The sequence below is a fragment of the Paenibacillus sp. FSL L8-0494 genome, from assembly GCF_038003695.1.
GTDB lineage: Bacteria > Bacillota > Bacilli > Paenibacillales > Paenibacillaceae > Paenibacillus_AQ > Paenibacillus_AQ odorifer.
Map to the genome: position 1 here is coordinate 4,302,016 of NZ_JBBOPQ010000001.1, position 21,054 is coordinate 4,323,069.

Below are 21,054 nucleotides of genomic sequence, written 5' to 3' on the forward strand. Positions count from 1 at the left end.
TTTCTCTCTTCTTACTATATCGGTATTAATCCGACTTTTTTGAGCGGTGAATTTATCCAAGCTTAAGCGCCTTTGGCGTCTTTTATATTCTGATATTTTAAAAAAGGGTTTGCTGTTCAGCAAGAATCTTCCCAATAAAGCTGCGCCGATGCATAGGTGTCGGACCTAACGCCGTAATTTGTTCCCTGTGAAGCTTGGTCGCATAACCTTTATGTATCGCAATCCCATAATCAGGGTATAATTCCTCCCACACCCCTTCACACAGTCTATCTCTTGTTACTTTAGCTATAATCGAAGCTGCCGCAATGGACTGGCTGTTAGCATCCCCTTTTATGATCGCCTGCTGCGGCAACGGAAGATCTACTTTTTCAGCATCGATTAACATATAGTCCGGGGTATGACTAAGACCTTCTACCGCTTTTTTCATCGCCAGACGAGAAGCCTGCTTAATATTAATTTCATCAATCATGCGGGAATCCACATAACCTACACCAATAGCTATCGCCTGCTCCATAATAATCTCGAATAAGGCATCTCTTTTTTTCGCTGTAAGCTTCTTAGAGTCGTTGACGCCATCAATAATAAGCCCTTCCGGCAAAATCACCGCTGCTGCAACAACATCCCCAAACAAACAACCTCTGCCTACTTCATCTACGCCGGCTATACGGCGATAAGACTGTTCCCAGCCCTCTTTTTCATAACTCAACATATCTATCGTACTCACGAATCTGTCACCGCCAATTATAATTTATTCTATAAACTACATAAGTCAGCTTACCATAGTAAAGCTCACATGGTCATGTACAAATAACCACTCCAATTTGATCCAAATCGGCAAAAAAAAGAGCCCCCGAAAAATTCCGGATGGCTCTTCCATACCCATTCATTTAAACGCCTTTAAGGTGTTTCCAGCGTAAAACGACCAAGCTTACCTGCCCGCAGCTCATGCAGCAAAGCACGTGAAGCTTTTTCCAGATCAACACGTCCACCGCTAATCAGACAACCGCGTTTGCGGCCCACGGCTTCCATAACTGCGACGATCTCATCAGGGTTCTCAAGATCCTCAGGAAGCTTCTCAATACCAAAGCGTTCTTGAAATCTGGAACCATAATCCTTCACCAAATACTTCACTGCATAAAAAGCAATGTCCTCAATGTTCAGGATTTCTTCTTTGATCGCACCCGTCACTGCCAAGCGGTAACCCACGTCTTGATCCTCAAACTTCGGCCATAAGATACCAGGAGTATCCAGAAGCTCCAGATTACCTCCTGTTTTAATCCACTGCTGGCCCTTAGTAACCCCCGGGCGGTCACCCGTAGCAGCGATACTCTTCCCAGCCATTCGATTAATCAGCGTTGATTTACCGACGTTAGGAATACCGACGATCAATGCGCGCATAGCTCGTGGGTTCATTCCTCTTGCGATCTGCCGATCAATTTTTTCCTTCAGCAGCAGCTTGACCTGCTCCGGAATCTCCTTGACGCCTGTTCCAGTAGATGCATCCACAGGATGGGCAACATGCCCTTGTTCCTTAAAGTAAGCCAGCCACTTCCGAGTAATTTCCGGATCCGCCAGATCCGCTTTGTTCAAAATAATTAATCTCGGCTTGTCCCGCAAAATATCGTCAATCATCGGATTGCGGCTGGAAAGCGGCAGACGGGAATCAAGCAACTCTATAACAACATCAATTAGCTTCAGCTTATCCTCGATTTGCCGCCTAGCCTTCGTCATATGACCAGGAAACCAATGAATGGCCATTGCCGTCACCTCCTTTGACTTCTGTCAACTTAATGGTTAATCAGTGTAATATCTTTTATCGGCCAGAAGATTAAATCTGCACGACCCACAATATCACCCAGCGGCACATAGCCAATCATCCGGCTGTCTGTACTATCCGAGCGATTATCCCCCATAACGAAAATATGTCCTTCTGGTACAGTACCATCCGTGAATTTTTCATTTGGGAAATCTTTATTATTATACAGAGCGTTGTTACTATGCGCAGCATCAATAGCGCCTTGGATGTAAGTCTCGTTAACAACCTCACCGTTAACTGTAACTACATCTCCTTCTACTTTCACAGTATCTCCAGCCACACCAATTACACGTTTAATAAAATCTCTGCCTTCAGATGGCACGTGGAATACAATAACCTCACCCCGCTGCGGTGATCTTATATCGTATAAAATTTCATTAACGATAACACGTTCTCCCGTATGGAAATTAGGCTGCATGGAAGGTCCATCTACAATAAAAGGCTTGAATAAAAGCCAGCGAATCAGTATAACCAGAACTAAAGCAATCGCAATGGCCTTGACCCATTCCAGCACTTCATTTTTCTGTTTACGTGGGTTCTGCTCGCTTGATTCCAAAGTTTCGCTTTGTTCCTGCTGCATAGTTCACCGTCCTCTCTTAATACTACTCTTACTATACAACACAAAAAAACTCCTGCCAAAAACCCCTCCACAGAAACTCCTTCAGGAGGCCTTTTCGGAGAAGCTTATCCCCAAGCGTATATGTCACACGCATTGTATACCAAGCTAAAACGCCCTCAGCGTCCTTTTAAGGACGGTAAGCGTTTATGCGAGAAATTTAAGAATAATGTATAACGTAAAACTTATGCTTTTCTTATATTTTCAAAAAAAAAATAAAGCGAAAGGGGCTTGAACTCAAGCCCCTCTCCTCTGTCACTATTCTAGCGACGAATTTCTTTAATTCTCGCTGCTTTACCACGTAGTTCACGAAGGTAATAAAGCTTAGCACGACGCACTTTACCACGACGAGCCACTTCGATTTTTTCGAGTTTAGGCGAGTTGATTGGGAATGTTCTTTCCACACCAACACCGTAAGAAATTTTACGAACCGTAAAAGTCTCACTGATTCCACCGCCACGACGTTTGATTACAACGCCTTCGAACAACTGGATACGCTCACGAGTTCCCTCGATAACTTTTACATGCACCTTCAAAGTGTCACCCGGACGAAAACTAGGGATATCTTTACGAAGTTGCTCTTGCGTAATAGCTTGTAGGATATTCATTAAGGACTTCCTCCTTCCGTACAGGTGTTCTTGCCTCTTCCGGAGAGATCTGAGCTCTCCCTCATTATCCGCAGCGGACCACCGTATTCCACACAACAGAGTTAATAATATCATAAAGGACGGGCTAATACAACTTATTTTTCTATTTTATAACGGCAACATATCTCTTTTTTTTGCCTTAGACTGGCAGTCTTTACACAAGCCGACCACGGTTCCGTTGTCTTGAGCATAGAAGATCAATTTTCCATTCTTCTTCTTGCAAGAAGAGCAAGGCTGCTCCCCTGGACTCTGTTTGGCTTTGCGATGACTGTCCATTGAGATCACATTACTGCTAGTGGTGCGCAAAGGATTGCTTGAGCTGCTTGTTTTCTTTTTCTGAGCTATATAATACACAACACCCAGCGCTAGCAAGGCAAGCAAAATAACTACATATTGCATCTGGCTCCCTCCGCTCTTCATGATTTAATTGAGGTAAGAAAATAAAAAGACCGCCCTGTGATGCAAGTAAGGCAACGGTCTATATCGTATTCGCAAACTAGCCCTAGCACATCTCACTTTAAAAAGCGCTTTTCAGTAGCTGCTGAAGATTATATATGAGAGCATCTTCGCTCTTTTTATATGTATCCTTACCCATTTTAATGTCAGCGTAAGATCTATATTACATTTTAGCACAATTGAAATTTGAAGTGTAGTGAACACTTTTTAAATACCTAGTCTTTGGTCCAGTATATTAACCCGTCTACAGCCGTTTTTACAATAAATCCCCGTAGGCTATACTTACAGAAGTACGTACATAACGTAGCGCTTAGGGAAAAACACATATACCCAAAAATAAGGAGGATTTTATTCTATGAAAAAGAGTAATACAACTAGCGTAATGGCAGCTGTAGCCGTCTTGTCCATCGTACTTCTGGCAGGATGCACAGAGTTACCGGGTAGGCAATCCGCTAATAACGAACTAGGAAAGAATATTACTGAAGATGTGCAGCAAAATATTGGTGAGGCTGTGAAGCAAGAGTTAGGTAAAGCCGCTGCAAGCGTGGAGCAAGCCGTTCAGGATACAGCTACCAAGGTGGTCGACGAAGTTAAAGCAAACAGCATTAGCAAAGAACTATCCTTATCAAAAGAGATCGGCTCTGCTTCAGTGCTTAGCATGAACAATGCAGTGGGAGAAATTGAAGTTACATCAACTACGGGTGATCAAATTAATGTAAGTGCAACAATCTTAGCTCATAACGGCTCTGCCCATAAAGCTGACCGTCAGAAAATCTTGGATGACGCTGAGATTTCAATAGACGTTAGTGGCGATACTTTGAAGGTATCTACAAATTCCAAATCAAATCCGAAGAAGGATTTATGGACTTGGGCTCAAGATAAATACGGCTATTCGGATTTTAGTATTAACTATACTATAGAGATCCCCACCAGTATGGATGAATATCAAATCACCAATAATGTCGGACAAATTCGTCTCCGCAATCTGGACGGAAACTACCGCATCGTCAGCAACGTTGGAGCTATTGATATCGAAGGAGCGAACATCACCGGTAAGTCCACTCTAGAGTCTAATACAGGAAGCATACGCATGGATATAGCCGGAATGAAGAGTGATAGCCGCCTTAAAGCGACAACAAATGTGGGTAGCCTCAATGCTGTTCTAGCCGATGGCGTGAAATGTAGCTTGGTGGCTAAAAGTGATCTAGGCCAGATCACCGGGGTTGAGGGTGGCAAACGTGATGTTAACGGAGGAGGTCCATTGTTGTCCTTAAGCTCTGATATAGGCGCAATTACAGTAGAGTAACCAACCACTAATAAACAGACCGTCCGGATGAGCGGACGGTCTGTTTTTGCATCATCATGATTAAATTAATGCAATAGCCAACAGCGTGAACAAGCTGAGAGTTAAAATATTGTCTGCAGCATAAGGGTAACCAAAAAATGCAGAAGTCTGCACAGGTCCATTTGATCCTGTTCTTAAGTAAACATTATATCTGTCCACATCTGTAATCACACCTTCATGCTGTCTGCCATCAGTAGTCAGGATACGTACCCTTCTATTCTTACAACGTAAGCAATTATAATAAGCCTCCACTAGTGTACTCCTCCTCATTCGTAATGATATACTCTATGGTGAGGAGTACAGGTCGGTAACGGCTAAGTTACATAGGTCATTTGTTTGCATCGATATTTACTTTCCGTTCTCTGCATTTTTTGTATTCCCAAAGGTTATATATAAGGAAAGACATATTTTCGGCTTGTTATCCGTACCATCCTATCCATTCAAGGAGGCCAATCGAATGAATGTAGCACGTAAACAGTTTATTAAGGAAGGCGTACTGCGTATTACCATCTTTATTATTTTATCATCGCTTACCTATACCGTTCGCAACTATGCATGGGCAGTTACTGTTCTCGTATGTTTTGCGCTTTACGCTCTACTTACAGGAGTATATCGCCTCTTTCGCAAAGAGTAGAATGCGCCTCCACGAATTTTTATAGTTAACCAAACACCCCCTTTCCAAAGAGTTTTTAATTTTCCTTGAAGAGGGGGTGTTTACATTCTGATCAGAGTCACAGGGTTTGACCTCTCTTAGCAGGAACAATAAAACCATTAGATGTAGTGAACTTTCGTTCGCTATACTCTAATGGTTTTATTGGACTTGCTTATTCATACTTAATTATTAATCTTATATGTTCAAGCTTTAAAGGGCGAATGGGAATTACGATTTGCGATTTGTATAATAATCGATAATATCATTCACGGTGCGGAGCGGCTCCGCTTCTTTGTGGATCGTGTCCACGCTAGGCTTGAATTCTTCACGCGTCTTCGTAGTCACTTCAGTTCATTCCTTTCAATAGTTAAGCTTGCTGCATCGTAAGCTGCATATAGTATTACGCCACCTCTATCTATTACCCCAAATAGAAGAGTTCAACGCACATATGCTCATTTGTTTTGGAAATTACGCAAAAAAAATACGAGATTATAGCCCTTCTTATATTTAAGTAAACATAACAAAAACGCCTCCTTAACGTAAGATACGTTAAAAAGACGTAAAATATGCCTGTTTTATTAAAATTTTACTCCGGCTTGATTTCATTTTTCAGACGTTCCAGTGTTTTCTTGTCTTTCAACGTTAGTTCTGCACTTTCGAGCAAATCAGGTCTACGTTCAAATGTACGCTGTAACGCTTGCTCTCTTCGCCATACTTCGATGTTGGCATGATGGCCACTCAGCAACATATCTGGTACCTTCCAGCCCCGAAATTCAGCTGGCCGAGTGTAGTGGGGATATTCCAACAGCCCTGTACTGAACGAATCCGTGATCGCAGAGGTTTCATTTCCAAGCGCTCCTGGCTGTAGCCGAACTACTGAATCAATAACCGTCAGTGCCGGTAGTTCTCCACCCGTTAACACGTAATCGCCAATCGACAGTTCATCTGTAACCAGATGCTCCCGTATCCGCTCATCGTAGCCCTCATAATGACCACATATAAAGATTAGATGCTGCTCTTGTGCCAGTTCCTCAGCAATCTTCTGATTATACGTCTTTCCTTGCGGGCACATAAGAATGATGCGCGGCTTCACAGAGGAAGGCGTCGGGACTGCAGATTCAGAACCATTCTCCAAAGGACTAGCCTCGATCCCCAATACATGTTCTACCGCTGCAAAGATCGGGTCAGGCTTCAGTACCATGCCCCCGCCCCCGCCATACGGTGTATCATCTACACTGTTGTGCTTATTTCCTGAGAAATCACGAAAGTTCACAGCATTCAAAGATACAATCCCTTTTTCGCGTGCCTTACCAAGAATGCTTGTGCTAAATACGCCTTCGCACATCTCCGGAAAGAGCGTTAGCACATCAATTCTGATCATGGCAATAGTCCTTCCATTAAGTGAACCGTAATTCGTTTGGCCTCAATGTCCACGTTCAGCACTACATCGTTAATTACAGGGATAAGGATGTCTTGCCCTTTAGCAGGCTTAACAACCCACACGTCATTTGCACCTGGCTGTAAAATTTCCGTAATTGTGCCAAGCGGTTCATTTCCAGCATCATCCGTATAAACTTCACAGCCAACGATTTGGTGGAAGTAATATTCGTTCTCTGGCAGATCAACCAGATCATTACTTGGTACCTTAAGCAAACTTCCCTTATACTTTTCCACTTCGTTAATATTGGTATATCCCTTAAGCTTAACGATAAACATACCCTTATGCTCTCGAGCGGATTCTACAGTCACTTCAAATTTTGCACTGCCATCCGCAGGGATGACGAACAGTTTCTTGTCTTTAGCGAAACGAACCTCAGGAAAATCGGTATGGGATAATACTTTAATCTCCCCGCGAATTCCATGCGTATTCACAAGCCGGCCTACGGTTAATTCTTCCGTCATATAACCCTCTCCTTTACAAGCTTCATCTATATATTTGAACAAAAAGGAGCCGGGATATACTATCCCTAGCCCCTCATTGTACGCATTATTTAAGATAAAATATCTACAGTTACGCGTTTATCGCTCTTGACTGCTGCAGATGTGACTACTGTACGGAGCGCCTTGGCGATCCTGCCTTGCTTGCCGATGACCTTTCCTACATCATCTGGATGTACGGACAGCTCATAGACAATCAAGTGTTCTTTCTCCACAGCCCGTACCGTCACATCTTCTGGATGATCCACTAAAGCCTTAGCAATTACTCCAACTAATTCTTCCATAGAGGACCCTCGCAATCAGTCATTATTTCTGTTGCTTAAGCTCATGAAACTTCTTCATCACGCCTGCTTTGGAAAGCAAGTTGCGGACGGTATCAGATGCTTGCGCACCTGTTTGAAGCCATTTAAGAGCTTTTTCCTCATCGATCTTAACTACTGCCGGTTGTTCAATCGGATTATAATAACCGATTTCCTCGATAAAACGACCGTCACGAGGGGACCGGGAATCGGAAACCACTACACGATAGAAAGGCGCTTTATGCGCTCCCATTCTTTTTAGACGAATACGTACTGCCACGAAAAATCACCTCCTTATAATAGTTTCCAACATTAGTTGGACAGACATTCAAGATCATTTAAAAGGGAATTTCAGCCCTTTTCCACCACCAAGACCTTTAAGCTGCTTCATGGCATTTTTCTTGGAGGCTTTGCCGCCTCCGCCCATCATGCCGGAGAATTGCTTCATCATCTTACGCATCTCATCAAATTGTTTGATGAGGCGGTTGACCTCAGCGACTGAGGTTCCGCTGCCGGTTGCGATACGCTTGCGGCGGTTATGGTTAATGATTTCAGGCTGTTGCTTCTCCGCCTTAGTCATAGAATGAACTATGGCTTCAACGCGTCCCATTTGCTTATCGTCGACCTTTAAATCTTTAATGCCTTTGGCTTTGTTCATACCCGGAAGCATATCAAGAATTTGATCGATGGGGCCTAGCTTCTTCACCTGATCCATTTGCTCAAGGAAATCATCGAACGTAAACTCTGCATTACGCATCTTACGTTCCATTTCTTTAGCCTTGTCAGTATCAATGTTCGCCTGGGCTTTCTCAATCAGCGACAGCATGTCGCCCATACCCAGAATCCGAGAAGCCATACGTTCCGGATGGAACGGCTCCAGCGCGTCGATCTTCTCCCCTAAAGCGGCGAATTTGATCGGGCAACCGGTAACAGCTTTTACTGACAGTGCAGCACCACCACGGCTGTCGCCGTCGAGTTTCGTCAATACGACCCCTGTAAGCTCAAGCTGCTTATTAAAGCTCTCGGCTACATTCACGGCGTCTTGACCCGTCATAGCATCTACTACAAGAAGTACTTCATCAGGATTTACAACATTGTGAATCTGCTTGAGTTCTTCCATTAGTTCTTCATCAATATGCAGGCGGCCTGCAGTATCGATAATAACATAATCCAGTCCGTTATCTTTCGCATGTTGTACAGCTTGTCTGGCAATTTCTACCGGACTAGTCTGATCACCCAGCGAGAATACCGGAACCTTAATCTGTTCTCCCAGCACTTGCAGCTGCTTGATAGCAGCAGGCCGGTAAATATCTCCCGCAACCAGGAGCGGACGATGATTGCCCTTCTGTAACAGCTTAGCTAGCTTACCCGAAGTGGTTGTCTTACCAGCCCCTTGTAGACCCGCCATCATAATGACGGTCGGTGGCTTGTTCGACTTGGCCAGCTTCGCTTGGCTTCCGCCCATCAGCTCGGTTAGTTCCTTGTTGACGATGTCGATAATTACCATGCCAGGCGTAAAGCTGTCCATGACTTCCTTGCCGATGGACTTTTCTTTCACCTTAGCCACGAATTCTTTAACTACCTTGAAGTTAACATCGGCTTCCAGAAGGGCTAACCGCACTTCACGCATAGCTTCGTTTACGTCTTCTTCGGATACTTTACCTTTCCCGCGTAGCTTGCTGAACACATTCTGCAATCTTCCGGTTAAACCTTCAAACGCCATATGCAGATTTCTCCCTTCATGCTACTCTAACCTCTGCAAGCGATCCACGATCTCCGCGAACCGAAGTTTATATTGCTCAGGCAGCATCCCATTCTCCGGCAGTCTGCGCAGCTCTTCTAAATATTTAGTACGACTCTCATGTTTCACTAATAATCCAAGTTTTTCTTCATAATTCTCAAGGACTTGCTCAGCCCGCTTAATATGCTCATAAACAGCTTGGCGGCTGATTTCAAATTCAGCGGCGATTTCTCCCAAGGAAAAATCATCGTGAAAATAATATTTAAGAAACGTTTGCTGCTTATCTGTAAGCAGTCGTTCATAGAAGGCAAAAAGCAAATTGATACGATTCGTTTTCTCGAGCCTATTCTCCTGACTCATTAAGGACAACCCCTTCGTCAAGGAAAAACACTTTACACCTTCACAACGTCCCTTATGATACCTAAAAGAAAGAGAGATGTCAAGCACTTTTGCTTGTCATCTCTTTCTTTATTAAAAGTCCATATTTTCCGCGATAAATCCGCTTGAAATTATTGGATTGGCAGTACATAAATCAATATGGCGAAGAAATGTGTGACACTGCCTGCAAGAACAAATACATGCCAGATCGCGTGATGGAACGGAAACCCTCTCCACACATAAAAAACTGTACCTAGAGTATAAAGCACTCCGCCAGCCATCAGCAGAATCATACCACCGTCCGCTACAACTGCCGAAAGAGGGTTCCAGGCGATAACAATCAGCCAACCCATAGCAATGTAGAATACCGTAGACATGAACAGAAACTTTTTAACAAAAAACGCTTTGAAGAAAACGCCAAATACTGCGATCCCCCAAATGACTCCAAATAAACTCCAGCCAAGTGTTCCCCGAATAGCTACTAGCAAAAAGGGGGTGTACGTGCCTGCGATAAACAGATAAATAGAGGAGTGATCGAAAAATTCGAACAAATCCTTCGCCTTGCCCTCTTTGAGACTATGCACAAGTGTTGAATTGAGATACAGAAGCAGCATTGTCGTTCCATAAATGGAGAAGCTGACCACATGCCATGCCGTTCCTTTCAGACTTGCAAAAACAACAAGCAGGACAAGTGCAGCGACGCTTAATACAGCTCCGATCCCGTGCGTAATCGCATTCGCGACTTCTTCTCTCCGGGTGTAGGTGTGAGTATTTGCCATATCCATATCCTTCCGTCTAAGCTTTCTTTCTATTATACCACGCGGACCTCACTGGATTACAGTTTGTAAATCTCCGTGTATTTCTCCTCCAAATAATCAGCCAGATAATCTGGACTGAGCGGCTCACCTGTTACTTGTTCGATAATTTGCGAAGGGGTCAGACTTTTTCCGAAACGGTAGATTTTTTCTGTTAACCATTCTTTAATCGGCAAAAGATTTCCCGCAGCAATCAATTCATCGTAGTTCGGCAGCTCCTTGCGGAGTGTATTCAAGATTTGGGCAGCATACATATTTCCCAAAGAGTAGGATGCAAAATATCCGAAGTCTCCACCGGACCAGTGCACGTCCTGCAATACACCAAGCGCATCATTAAGCGGTGTAATACCTAAATATTCTTGATATTTAGCATTCCATACCTGAGGCAGATCTTTGACAGATAGACCTTCATTAAAAATAAGCTTTTCGATCTCGTAACGCACAATAATGTGCAGATTGTATGTAAGCTCATCTGCTTCAATTCGGATGAATGAATTTTCCACACTGTTAATAGCCCGGTAGAAATCCTCTACATCTACATTAGCAAGCTGCTCTGGGAAATGCTGCTGCAAATCACCGTAATAACGTTGCCAGAACGCACGGCTGCGGCCGATCATATTCTCCCATAGTCTCGACTGAGATTCATGAATCCCCATCGATGCGCCTTGAGCCAGTGGTGTTCCCACTAAATCTTGGCTGATATTTTGTTCGTAAAGCGCATGTCCACCTTCATGCAGTGAGCTGAAGACGGCGCTAGTCACGTTATCAAGTAAATAAGCGGTCGTAATACGAACGTCACCTGGATTCAGCCCTGTAGCAAAAGGATGCACACTCTCATCCAAGCGGCCTGCGTCGAAGTCATAGCCCATTTGCTTCAGAATAAAGTTACCAAACTTTTGTTGCTGCTCTTTAGGGAAAATCTGCTGCAAGAAGCTGGTATCAGGTTTATTAGGTGAAGCAGCGATAGCTTCCACTAACGGAACCAAGCGGCTGCGGAGGCGACTGAACACTTCATCCACCTTCTCTACCGTGAGATCAGGCTCATACATATCTAGTAGCGTATCGTAACGTGTGCCATTTACCCCCCAATAATCGATGAACTCTTGTTTCAGAGCTACGATTTTGCTCAAATAAGGTTCAAATGTAGCAAAGTCATTGTTCTCCTTAGCTTCTTCCCAGATCGTTTGGGAATGAGCAGACAGGACAGCGTACTCTTCGAATCTTTTGGAAGGAATACTCTTACTGCGCTCATACTCTTTGCGGCAATCGTTGACGATCTTTTGTTGATTAGCTGTAAGCTGGCTCAACACTTCTGGACGGCTGAAAAATGCTGTAAAGTCACCCATCTCCTGTGAAATCTCAAGTCTGAACAATTCTCCACTCAGCATCCCAATCGTACCGGAACGAACTTCTACTCCCTTACGCGGTGCACCTGTGCGCAAATCCCAGTGCATTAATTCTATGGCCTCTGAATATCCACTAATTTTTGCCAATAACTCGCTGAATTGTTCCCATCGTTCCTTTACTTGTTGTTCCATTCTACTCCACCTGCTTTCTCTGTTTTACAGACTCCTCTTGATGATACTTTTTTGAATGAGTATAATCAACTTCAGAGATTACATCTCTAATTTTAAATATTTAATGAGTTACATAAGAAGCAGAGCATGCTTCGAACAAAAATCAAGGAGCGTGAACAGGGCTATGATGATTCAAGTTACACCTCTCGCAGAAAGGAAGTTGAAGGAAAGGCTTGGAGATCAGCCAGGATTTTTCAAGCTCTTTTATGATACGGTAGGCTGCGGGTGTGACGGAATTAATGTGTTACTGATTGTTTCAGAAGTGGAACAAGGCGATTCTAGGATAAAGACGAATTCTCTTCCCTTTATCGTAAGCCGGCAACAGGAAATCTTTTATGAAGACAAGATGCGACTCGATGCAGAGGAACGTTTCTCTTCCTATAAGCTGGACAGTGATTCTCAGATTTATGGCAACAATATCATGGTAAGAGATATGCGCAACGTAAGTACAATTCAAGGATTTTAAGGGAGGAAGCTAATATGAGCCACGTATCAGAAATTATTAACTTTAATAAAAGTTTTGTAGAGAATAAGGACTATGAAGCTTATTTAACCAGTCGTTATCCTGACAAAAAAATGCTGATCATCACCTGTATGGACACTAGACTCGTTGAATTATTGCCGAAAGCCATGAATTTCAAAAATGGTGATGTCAAAATTATCAAAAATGCTGGTGCGGTTATTTCTCAGCCTTTCGGTAGTGTTATGCGTAGTGTAATGGTAGCTCTATATGAACTAGATGCTGAAGAAGTAATCGTGGTTGGACACTATGAATGCGGTATGGCCTCCCTCAATGCAGACCATATGATCAATTCCATTAAAGAACGTGGCGTATCTGAAGAAGTGCTGTCTACACTGGAGAATTCCGGAATCAAACTAACAAAATGGCTGCGTGGGTTTGACAATGTCGAAGAAGGGGTAATTCAGACTGTGGACCTGATTAAACGTCATCCACTGCTTCCCCCTAATGTACCTATCCATGGCATGATCATCGATCCGGCAACCGGAGCGCTTGAGCTTGTCGCTGATGGGTATAAGTAACGAATGACGACTCTCTAACTGCTGTTTGCGTGGATCCTGGATCCACGCTTTTTTTGTGCATAAAAGTATAAATTATGATAAATAAAATTGAAACCTTGTGGGGCATGTCTGCGTATTACCGACCATACACAAAAATTCATGCTCACAGGAGGGTTTTCGTACTAAATGAAACCAATGAAACGCGTAATGATGATTCTAATGGCCTTCACTCTATTTTTTGCAGTGGCTGCTCCAGACTTTGCCGATGCACGTCGAGGTGGCGGCGGTTTCAAATCCGGCACTCGCAGCTATTCAACAACTCCAAAAAAATCAACAACAACAAATAACATCAAAAAAAGTGACAGCACTAAAAGCTCCACAGCAGGATCTGCCGCTAATACGAAACGTGGATTCTTCAGCGGCGGCAGCTTAATGAAGGGCATGATGATCGGTGGTTTGGCCGGATTATTATTCGGTGGAATGTTTGGTGGAATGGGAGCTTTTGGTGACTTCCTAGGCTTTGCCGTTAATATGCTAGCTATCTATGTACTGGTTATGCTCGTGATGTCCTTCTTCCGTCGTAGAAAAGAACGTCGCCGCTTAGAAGAACAGAATGGTCGTTACTAATGTCTACAATCGTTCTAAGCATGGATGAGATCATCAATGCCCTCTGTCTGCACATGGCGGAACGAAAGGCTGTTCGCCCAGAGGATGTTCAGGTGGAACTGAGCTGGGAAGAAGATACCGGTTACTCTGCAGAGGTTTGGGTACAGGGCCGCAGTCAATTTCTAGTGGAGTCCAATATGATTGAAGCGATCCTGCGTTACATGCTCAGCGAATATGGTGTTCGCGCCTATCGTGAAGATGTAAGACTGGACCTGGATGAGGAAATCACAGCGATTGTAAATACAGGGAACTAATGATAGTAAAAGGGACAACCCAAGGGGTTGTCCTTTTTGATATAACGCTATTCATAGAAATATTGCTTTACCGTCCCTACTCCATCTGCCACTTCAATTTCTGCATAAGCTCCATTAATAAAAGTAACCTGCGGCGGGACATGACCACAATCGATATCATAAACGATCGGTACCTTAAGCTCTTCAGAAAGTTCAGCATAGATATCCTCGGCAGTATAGTTATCCACAGGCCGATTAGCTGGACTTCTGCCAAACATAATCCCCGAACAATTCTCAAACCACCCTGCCAGCTTCATCTGCACTAAAGATCTGCGTAAATCCGCTGTGTTCAATTCACAATTTTCCAAATACCAAACTATAGGTTCGTCATGAATCATTTCTTGCTGAAAATGCTGGAGCTTTCCATAGGGCGTGCCGATTAAATGCCTAATTACATCTATACAACCACCCAACAGACGTCCTTTCATCGTTACAGCATCTGTAGTTAGAGACTTCCAATAGGTCTCCTCTGTCAAATGAAAAACGCATGGCGAAGGCACATCATGCTGCCATTCCCGCTGATATTTAAGAGATGAATGCTGGACAATGGACTCACCCACTGATGTCTCTAGAACCGCCTGCCAGAGGGCTGTAGTATCATCTGAATACTCTCCCCGTAAATCAATGAGATTCGCTCCGTGAGCAGTAGCCAGACCGGTTGTCAGCGTGACCGCAAGCAGCAAGACGCTTATATCTGAATATCCCACGATCCATTTGTCCTGCAAAGCATCAAAATCAATATATTCCAGAGCTTCAATTAACAATTCCCCGCCCCAAGGCGGAATAAGGGCATCGATTCCGTCATCATTGATCATCTCATTAAACTCATGACCACGAACATTGGCTGGTGCAGATTTAGCCTTATCTTGCTTCCATGCCGTTTCGCCGATAATGACATTAAATCCTTGCGACTTCAACCGGCTGGAGGCCAGTGTAAGAAGTTCTGCATTTTGAATGCCTACTCCAGATGAAGGTGCTGTAACGCCTATCGTCGCATTTTTTTTCAAAAAAGGGTATCTAATCATATGCCACCTCCCAGAGTTTGTACCCATTATATCCCTAAAGTGATAATGAGAACACCTCCTTCTAACACATACTTTACGCCTACAAAAAAAGGACCTGGCGGGATGCGTCAACGTATGACCACAAATCCTGCACATGTCCTTCTTCAATTAAACCCAAGCACTAGATTAAAGAGATAGCAAGCAGTTCAAACAACACAAGCGGTAAAATCACATTATTATTGTATGGGGGACCTGGATAAGGTCCTGGATATGGGCCAGGTCCCGGGCCCGGATGAGGATGATAAGGCTGATGAGGGTTGTAAAACCCGCGGGGCATTTGCCCATTAGCTGCAACATTCAGATACAAGTGTTTATTATCTACTCCGGCTATAACGCCTTCATGTACAAAGCCATCTATTGTCTGTACGTTCACCTTATGGTTAAGGTATGGCTTGCAAGATTGATGTAGGGAATCACGGACACCGTGCAGGTGCCGGATCACAGCAGGATCGGCCTGATAAATCACATTCTGTTGCTGCCCAGTGTTAAATGTCGACATGGATGTTCTGACCTCCGTAAATGGATTTGCTCCATTCTATGCAGAAGCCTAGATTACGGTGCCTATTAAATGGGCTATTCTTAGAATGGCAGAGCGACCTTCTCAACCTTAACATTTACGGAAACTAGAGACAGTCCCATCATATTTTCAACAGCATTTCTTACATTTTGCTGCAGCATATAGCAGACCTCTTGAATCACACATCCGTAATTAACTATGACCTGAAGATCGATGGCAACATCCACTTCTTTTACTTCAACGGACATTCCTTTTTTTACATTTTTACCGCTTAGACGTTTAGCCCAGTTGTCCGAGATACTGCTTCCTGACATGCCGGCAATACCCGGTGTGTCCAGAACCACTTGCCCGACGATCGAAGTCACCACATCATCTGAAATATGAATTAGTCCTTGCTCCGTTCCTTCATTCATAGAAATCCCTCCATAATGTTTTATTACCTTAAGAGATATCAGGACTCTCCTCTACCTCTATCTCTACCCGTCGTTGCTTGACAAACAAATAATAGGCCTTGGTCAAGACGATTTTAACAATCATATACAGCGGAATAATCAGCAATATCGCTATGATCCCGCCTAAATCCCCGCCAACCAATACCAGGATAATCGTTGTCAGTGGATGAATATCGAGCTTTTTCCCAAAGATGTAGGGAGCGATTAAATTATCCTGTATCTGCTGCGCTACCAGAACAATGATGATGGACCAGACGGCTATAGACGGCGATTGAATGAATCCGATGATGAAAATAGGGATACTAGACAGTATCGCACCAATAAAAGGCACGAAGTTCATCACAACTGCGATTACAGTCAACAGCAATGCATATTGCAGGCCGATAATAAGGAAACCAATATACATCAGAACGCCTAAGGCTAAATTAACAAGCACCCGGCCCACGATAAAGCCACTAAGCGCACTGTCGATTTCAGTCATCATTGTAGTTCCTTCTTCACGATACTTCTTTGGGAAGAAACTTACAATCTTACGTCCGAATTTCCCACCTTCCTTAAGCATGTAGAATAACATAATCGGAAAGGTGAATAAAATGATCGCAAAATTCGAAACAAAAGAGAACAGTCCTGAAACGTAATTCGTTAACAGCGTAAACCCTTTATTCAAATAATCCGTCAATGTGGAGGCTGGATTCGCATCAGCAGGGATCAACGCAGACAGAAATTCATTATCTTCTAGTTTCAATAGCTGTTGATTCAAGGAGGCAATGAGATTCGGCATATTATCGACGAAATTAACTAATTGTGTGCGAAGTGAAGGCCAAACACCGATAATAAAAGCAAACAGAAGCACTAAAATAACTACATATACGATGATAATCGCCAAAGAACGATTCAGCTTATATTTCTCCAAGGTATCGATCAGTGGCCGCAGCAGGTAATAAAAGAAACCCGCCAGCATTAAAGGCACTATAATGACACTGAACAAAGACAGGATCGGTGTGAATAAAAAATCTACGCGTGAGCCTAAAAATACAATGCCTAACACTAAAAGGATCGCTAGACAAACTCTGATGAAATTGTTCAGTTTAGCCATAGTTTCTCTCCCGTCTTCTGATTTGGATGTCTTCCAGCTCGTTATTTCGGAATCCGGATGGTGAATACCGTAGGTTCCTTCTTTCGGCGACTGAGATGAAGCGTACCCCCCATTTTCTCTGTATTTTTCATAGCTATCGAGAGACCTAGCCCTGTTCCTCCCGAAGCTGTCCGCGCTTTATCTCCCCGAACAAACGGATCAAACATTGTGGACCACAGCTCTTCTGGAATACCCACTCCAGTATCAGCGATTTCAATCGTGACTTCTTTCTCCAAAGGGATCACCTCCACACGCAAATGTGTACCTGGAGGATTATAGATCAGTGCATTGGAGATCAAATTATGAACCACACTCGAGAGCAGCTCAGCATCAAAGTTCAAGAACACATCCTCTTCGGGAACATTTAGATGCAAAACAAAATTCTTTTGTTCAATCTCTCCGTAGGTATCTGCAATGATTTCACGAATAAATTCGCCCAGTTCTTGACGCTCCATTCGTAGCAAGAAATCCGGTGAATCTATTTTTAACAGCTCCAGCATGTTCTGAATCAGCTTAGTAACTTGTGAGGATTTATTATAAATATAGCTTAAATATCTTTTTTGGCGTTCTTCATCCTCGCCTCTACCCTCTACAAGCGCCTGTGCAAAGCCCTGTATACTCGTTATCGGCGTCTTCAGATCATGGGACAGATCAACCATCATCCGTTTCTTACTTTCCTCTGCCTGGCGTTTTTCTTTGGTCGTCTTTTCAATTACGTCTGCCATATAATTAAAAGTCTCTCCAATTTGCGAAAATTCCTTCTCTGCATATAAAGCGATTCGAGTATCATAATTCCCCTGAATCATCTGCTTCAGCCCAAGCGTGATGATACGCAGTGGTTTCCTGATTCGCCGCGCCACCCAATAGCTGTACACGATAATTAGCAAAAGAATCATTCCCACACCCAAAAAGACATAGTATGAAAGCGAATGATTAAAGTAGGCCACGAAGGGATCACTATTAATGGTGATGGTGATAGCTTCCCGCGGCAGCTTCAGCAGCAGCCACTCCGATTCGCTCTGAGCATTTACCGTGGTCAACGAGTAAAAGTAAGCTTGATCTTCTCCATTTTCCAAACTTTTTAAAAGCTGGTTACTGGTATATTGGGTTACACCGTCTTTTTTTTCTCCAACAACCTTGGTGACCTTCATGTCTTGATCCAAGACCTCGATCCATCCCCCGCTACGCAGAAGACGTTTGGTTTCTATCCCATGCTCCAGATTATCTCGATAAGCACTAGCTTCCACCTTCAAATCAGGATCAGCGATTTTATTTTTTTCAAAAATATGGGTCACATCAAGATTAATAAACAAATAATATACAATCACGAGAAAAAACAAAATACAGATAAACAACAAAAAATCCAGCGTCAGCGATGATTGTAAAGGTCGTTGATCTCTATTGCTCCATAGGCGCTTCAATTTTGTATCCCAGCCCTCTAATAGTCTTTAAATATACTGGCTTTTTGGAGTCTTCCTCAATTTTTTCCCGGATATTGCTGATATGTACCATGATACTATTATCTTCGTACACATAAAAATCTTCCCACACGGCCTCATATATTTTTTTGCGTGTAAATACTCGTCCAGGCTGCTTCATCATTAGTTCCAAAATTTTGTACTCGGTAGAAGTAAGCACCACAGGTTCACCAGAACGATAGAGCAGACACTGGCTTTGATCCAGCATTAATTCACCTAATACAATCTGTTCAGCTTCTTTTTCCTCAACGACTTGCGCATCGAAATGATGTACACGCCGCAGCAGTGCTCCAACACGGGCTACTATTTCTAATGGATTAAACGGTTTGGAAATATAATCGTCGGCTCCTAGTTCAAGACCCAGAATCTTGTCATGATGTTCGCTTTTGGCGGATAAAAATAACACTGGAAAATGATGCACCTCGCGGATCTTTTTCAATAATTGCAGTCCATCCAGACCCGGCATCATAATATCCAGAATTGCCAAATCAACTTTATGGTTCTGTACCTGCGTTAAGGCTTCAGTCCCACTGTTCGCTTCCAAAATGTTGTACTCTTTCTCTAAATATAATCTTAGCAATTCCACAATTTCTGCTTCATCATCAGCGATCAATATTGTATACATGATAATCCCCCCATCTAACTATATTCTGTAATTATTAACAGAGCCTAAACACAATCTAAAGAATAGCTAAATTATCACATAGTAATAAAATAAAAATCGCACACGGGAAAACGTCCCATGTACGATCGTAATTTGTCTGGATTGTGAGGATCACTATTTTAAAAAGCTACGCCAATTCCGCCCTCCCCAGCATAGGTTCCCATAACCGGACCCATGCTTGAGAGTAAGACTTCTTTGAAGGGATGCTTTAGTAAAATGCGTTCTTTAATCTCGAGTGCCAGCTTCTCACAATTACTGTGTACAATAGCGATAACCGCTTTCTCGTAATCATGCTGCTTCTCATCCAAATGCGCAAGCAGACGATTCAGTGCTTTTGGAAGACCCCGGGTCTTCTCCACTACTTCGACAGTGCCTTCTTCGCTGATTTTGAGCAGCAACTTTATATTGAGTACAGACGCTACGGCTCCCGAGAGCCGACTTAGACGTCCGCCTTTCATTACATTCTCCAGAGTGTCCAGCGTAAAATAAGCGTTAACTTCCTCTATCTGCTGAAGTACCTTTTCCTTGAGCTCTTGCAAGCTTGAACAAGTTAAGGACCACTGCGCCGCCAGGCCGACAATCAATGACAGCCCGCCTGAGAAGTTTTTGGAATCTATAACCTCTATTGCATTGGTATGTCCTTCATCCTTATACATTTCCATAGCAATCATAGCCGTCTGATAAGTGCTACTAATATTAGAGGACATACAAATGACCATAATGTCAGTTCCCTCCTCCACTTGCTTGAACTTCTCAAGGAATTCGTTGGGACTTGGACTAGCTGTGGTAGGCAGCTCCTTGGATTCGCGCATTTGAGCATAAAAGCTTTTCGTGTCCGTATCAGCCGGCATTAACTCATGCCCAAAATGAACCGGTAGGTGGATCACGGAAACATTATACTTCTCCATGTAGTCAAAGGGTAGGTCTGAACCGCTGTCTGTTATGATCTTGATTGCCATAATATAAGTACTCTCCTTTCAATATCAGTACTATTATAGCCACCATAAAATGAAATCTCCAGTAACCTTTATAACTTGAAAAATTCTTCGATCTGTGCTATGTCTTTCTTCCTTAACTTGTCCTTATATGATATGGTTTATGAATAAGCGTATAGAAATGGAGTGTATGTATGAGTAAGGGAAGAGTATGGAACAGAGGCAAACATGATGGTACAGGACTATCGAGAAAAAAAACCGTAGATCAAGAGGGTACAGCTTCTACTGAAACTGAATCCACAGAACCTTCGAAGGAACCTTCCAATTCAAGAATTGATACTGTAAAACCGATGAATCGCACGAATTGGGTGACCAGACCCACCCGAGTCATCAATAAAGATTCGAAAGACAAACGATAATTCATACATTCTGAGATTTGAGGACCCAGATAACGTTATTGGCAAATTCCCAGCCTTCTGAGCAGAGTTTCGGACTCCAGAGCCGTTATTCCGTTGAAAGAGATTCATATATGGTGTTTTTTGAAGCTAGA

General features: G+C 43.2%; 28 protein-coding genes. 7 read left to right on the plus strand and 21 right to left on the minus strand.

All coding sequences use genetic code 11. The annotated features are described in order from the left end of the window. Positions 1-97 precede the first annotated feature (97 nt). From NYE35_RS19520 to NYE35_RS19540, 5 genes are all read right to left on the minus strand, one after another. Positions 98-709, minus strand: coding sequence for a ribonuclease HII (locus NYE35_RS19520; RefSeq protein ID WP_076100429.1), 612 nt, complete (start codon positions 707-709; stop codon positions 98-100). Positions 710-897: 188 nt separating this feature from the next. Beyond that, a complete protein-coding gene (gene ylqF / locus NYE35_RS19525; RefSeq protein ID WP_036688587.1) occupies positions 898-1,758 on the minus strand; it encodes a ribosome biogenesis GTPase YlqF in 861 nt (286 codons plus the stop codon). 29 nt (positions 1,759-1,787) lie between these two features. Then, positions 1,788-2,396, minus strand: a complete 609-nt coding sequence (lepB, locus tag NYE35_RS19530) for a signal peptidase I (protein ID WP_036688589.1) — start codon at positions 2,394-2,396, stop codon at positions 1,788-1,790. Positions 2,397-2,695: 299 nt separating this feature from the next. Then, on the minus strand, positions 2,696-3,040 hold the full coding sequence (rplS, locus tag NYE35_RS19535) for a 50S ribosomal protein L19 (RefSeq protein WP_036688590.1): 345 nt from the start codon (positions 3,038-3,040) through the stop codon (positions 2,696-2,698). Between the two features lie 147 nt (positions 3,041-3,187). Further along, positions 3,188-3,478 (minus strand): hypothetical protein, encoded by a 291-nt coding sequence (locus NYE35_RS19540; protein ID WP_038571998.1) that lies wholly within the window; start codon positions 3,476-3,478, stop codon positions 3,188-3,190. A 412-nt stretch (positions 3,479-3,890) separates the two neighbouring features. On the opposite strand from NYE35_RS19540, the gene NYE35_RS19545 reads away from it, so the two are divergent. Then, positions 3,891-4,841: a hypothetical protein gene (locus NYE35_RS19545; RefSeq protein WP_038572002.1), complete on the plus strand. Its 951-nt coding sequence runs from the start codon at positions 3,891-3,893 to the stop codon at positions 4,839-4,841. 60 nt (positions 4,842-4,901) lie between these two features. On the opposite strand, the gene NYE35_RS19550 is transcribed toward NYE35_RS19545, so the two are convergent. Then, on the minus strand, positions 4,902-5,132 hold the full coding sequence (locus tag NYE35_RS19550) for a hypothetical protein (RefSeq protein WP_036688596.1): 231 nt from the start codon (positions 5,130-5,132) through the stop codon (positions 4,902-4,904). Between the two features lie 205 nt (positions 5,133-5,337). Here NYE35_RS19550 and NYE35_RS19555 point away from each other — a divergent pair, with 205 nt between their 5' ends. Then, the gene (locus NYE35_RS19555) at positions 5,338-5,514 is read left to right on the plus strand and encodes a hypothetical protein (RefSeq protein WP_155288145.1); all 177 of its coding nucleotides are present in this window, start codon (positions 5,338-5,340) and stop codon (positions 5,512-5,514) included. A gap of 604 nt (positions 5,515-6,118) precedes the next feature. On the opposite strand, the gene trmD is transcribed toward NYE35_RS19555, so the two are convergent. From trmD to NYE35_RS19595, 8 genes are all read right to left on the minus strand, one after another. Beyond that, a complete protein-coding gene (trmD, locus tag NYE35_RS19560; protein WP_076141092.1) occupies positions 6,119-6,910 on the minus strand; it encodes a tRNA (guanosine(37)-N1)-methyltransferase TrmD in 792 nt (263 codons plus the stop codon). After that, the gene (gene rimM, locus NYE35_RS19565) at positions 6,910-7,434 is read right to left on the minus strand and encodes a ribosome maturation factor RimM (protein WP_038572005.1); all 525 of its coding nucleotides are present in this window, start codon (positions 7,432-7,434) and stop codon (positions 6,910-6,912) included. Before rimM ends, trmD begins: the two co-directional genes overlap by 1 nt. Before the next feature lie 89 nt (positions 7,435-7,523). Beyond that, the gene (locus NYE35_RS19570; protein ID WP_036688600.1) at positions 7,524-7,754 is read right to left on the minus strand and encodes a KH domain-containing protein; all 231 of its coding nucleotides are present in this window, start codon (positions 7,752-7,754) and stop codon (positions 7,524-7,526) included. A gap of 22 nt (positions 7,755-7,776) precedes the next feature. Further along, the gene (gene rpsP / locus NYE35_RS19575; RefSeq protein ID WP_036688604.1) at positions 7,777-8,049 is read right to left on the minus strand and encodes a 30S ribosomal protein S16; all 273 of its coding nucleotides are present in this window, start codon (positions 8,047-8,049) and stop codon (positions 7,777-7,779) included. A gap of 54 nt (positions 8,050-8,103) precedes the next feature. Continuing rightward, positions 8,104-9,492: a signal recognition particle protein gene (gene ffh / locus NYE35_RS19580; protein ID WP_036688607.1), complete on the minus strand. Its 1,389-nt coding sequence runs from the start codon at positions 9,490-9,492 to the stop codon at positions 8,104-8,106. 21 nt (positions 9,493-9,513) lie between these two features. Then, positions 9,514-9,870, minus strand: coding sequence for a YlxM family DNA-binding protein (gene ylxM, locus NYE35_RS19585; RefSeq protein WP_036688609.1), 357 nt, complete (start codon positions 9,868-9,870; stop codon positions 9,514-9,516). Between the two features lie 149 nt (positions 9,871-10,019). Next, on the minus strand, positions 10,020-10,667 hold the full coding sequence (trhA, locus tag NYE35_RS19590; RefSeq protein WP_036688612.1) for a PAQR family membrane homeostasis protein TrhA: 648 nt from the start codon (positions 10,665-10,667) through the stop codon (positions 10,020-10,022). Between the two features lie 56 nt (positions 10,668-10,723). Then, positions 10,724-12,241, minus strand: coding sequence for a carboxypeptidase M32 (locus NYE35_RS19595; protein WP_341121910.1), 1,518 nt, complete (start codon positions 12,239-12,241; stop codon positions 10,724-10,726). A gap of 163 nt (positions 12,242-12,404) precedes the next feature. On the opposite strand from NYE35_RS19595, the gene NYE35_RS19600 reads away from it, so the two are divergent. The 4 genes from NYE35_RS19600 (at position 12,405) to NYE35_RS19615 (ending at position 14,220) form a co-directional block, all read left to right on the plus strand. Then, entirely contained in the window at positions 12,405-12,746 is a 342-nt protein-coding gene (locus NYE35_RS19600) for an iron-sulfur cluster biosynthesis family protein (RefSeq protein WP_341121911.1), read from the plus strand. 14 nt (positions 12,747-12,760) lie between these two features. Beyond that, positions 12,761-13,321 (plus strand): beta-class carbonic anhydrase, encoded by a 561-nt coding sequence (locus NYE35_RS19605; RefSeq protein WP_036688619.1) that lies wholly within the window; start codon positions 12,761-12,763, stop codon positions 13,319-13,321. Between the two features lie 174 nt (positions 13,322-13,495). Then, positions 13,496-13,927, plus strand: coding sequence for a hypothetical protein (locus tag NYE35_RS19610; RefSeq protein ID WP_036689112.1), 432 nt, complete (start codon positions 13,496-13,498; stop codon positions 13,925-13,927). Positions 13,928-13,935: 8 nt separating this feature from the next. Then, on the plus strand, positions 13,936-14,220 hold the full coding sequence (locus tag NYE35_RS19615; protein ID WP_036689115.1) for a YxcD family protein: 285 nt from the start codon (positions 13,936-13,938) through the stop codon (positions 14,218-14,220). Positions 14,221-14,267: 47 nt separating this feature from the next. Here the strand turns inward: NYE35_RS19615 and NYE35_RS19620 are convergent, their stop codons facing one another. From NYE35_RS19620 to NYE35_RS19650, 7 genes are all read right to left on the minus strand, one after another. Next, positions 14,268-15,284, minus strand: a complete 1,017-nt coding sequence (locus tag NYE35_RS19620; RefSeq protein WP_036688621.1) for a S66 family peptidase — start codon at positions 15,282-15,284, stop codon at positions 14,268-14,270. 160 nt (positions 15,285-15,444) lie between these two features. Continuing rightward, the gene (locus NYE35_RS19625) at positions 15,445-15,822 is read right to left on the minus strand and encodes a hypothetical protein (RefSeq protein ID WP_036688624.1); all 378 of its coding nucleotides are present in this window, start codon (positions 15,820-15,822) and stop codon (positions 15,445-15,447) included. An 80-nt stretch (positions 15,823-15,902) separates the two neighbouring features. Beyond that, positions 15,903-16,253, minus strand: coding sequence for an Asp23/Gls24 family envelope stress response protein (locus NYE35_RS19630; RefSeq protein ID WP_036688625.1), 351 nt, complete (start codon positions 16,251-16,253; stop codon positions 15,903-15,905). Positions 16,254-16,281: 28 nt separating this feature from the next. Next, complete coding sequence (locus NYE35_RS19635; protein ID WP_036688627.1) at positions 16,282-17,388, minus strand: AI-2E family transporter; 1,107 nt, start codon at positions 17,386-17,388, stop codon at positions 16,282-16,284. 41 nt (positions 17,389-17,429) lie between these two features. After that, positions 17,430-18,848, minus strand: a complete 1,419-nt coding sequence (locus tag NYE35_RS19640; protein WP_341121912.1) for a sensor histidine kinase — start codon at positions 18,846-18,848, stop codon at positions 17,430-17,432. Further along, entirely contained in the window at positions 18,826-19,533 is a 708-nt protein-coding gene (locus NYE35_RS19645; protein ID WP_170914177.1) for a response regulator transcription factor, read from the minus strand. Before NYE35_RS19645 ends, NYE35_RS19640 begins: the two co-directional genes overlap by 23 nt. 155 nt (positions 19,534-19,688) lie before the next feature. Beyond that, positions 19,689-20,528: a DegV family protein gene (locus NYE35_RS19650; protein ID WP_076106380.1), complete on the minus strand. Its 840-nt coding sequence runs from the start codon at positions 20,526-20,528 to the stop codon at positions 19,689-19,691. A gap of 170 nt (positions 20,529-20,698) precedes the next feature. Here NYE35_RS19650 and NYE35_RS19655 point away from each other — a divergent pair, with 170 nt between their 5' ends. Continuing rightward, positions 20,699-20,923 (plus strand): hypothetical protein, encoded by a 225-nt coding sequence (locus NYE35_RS19655; protein WP_038572016.1) that lies wholly within the window; start codon positions 20,699-20,701, stop codon positions 20,921-20,923. Positions 20,924-21,054: the final 131 nt, after the last annotated feature.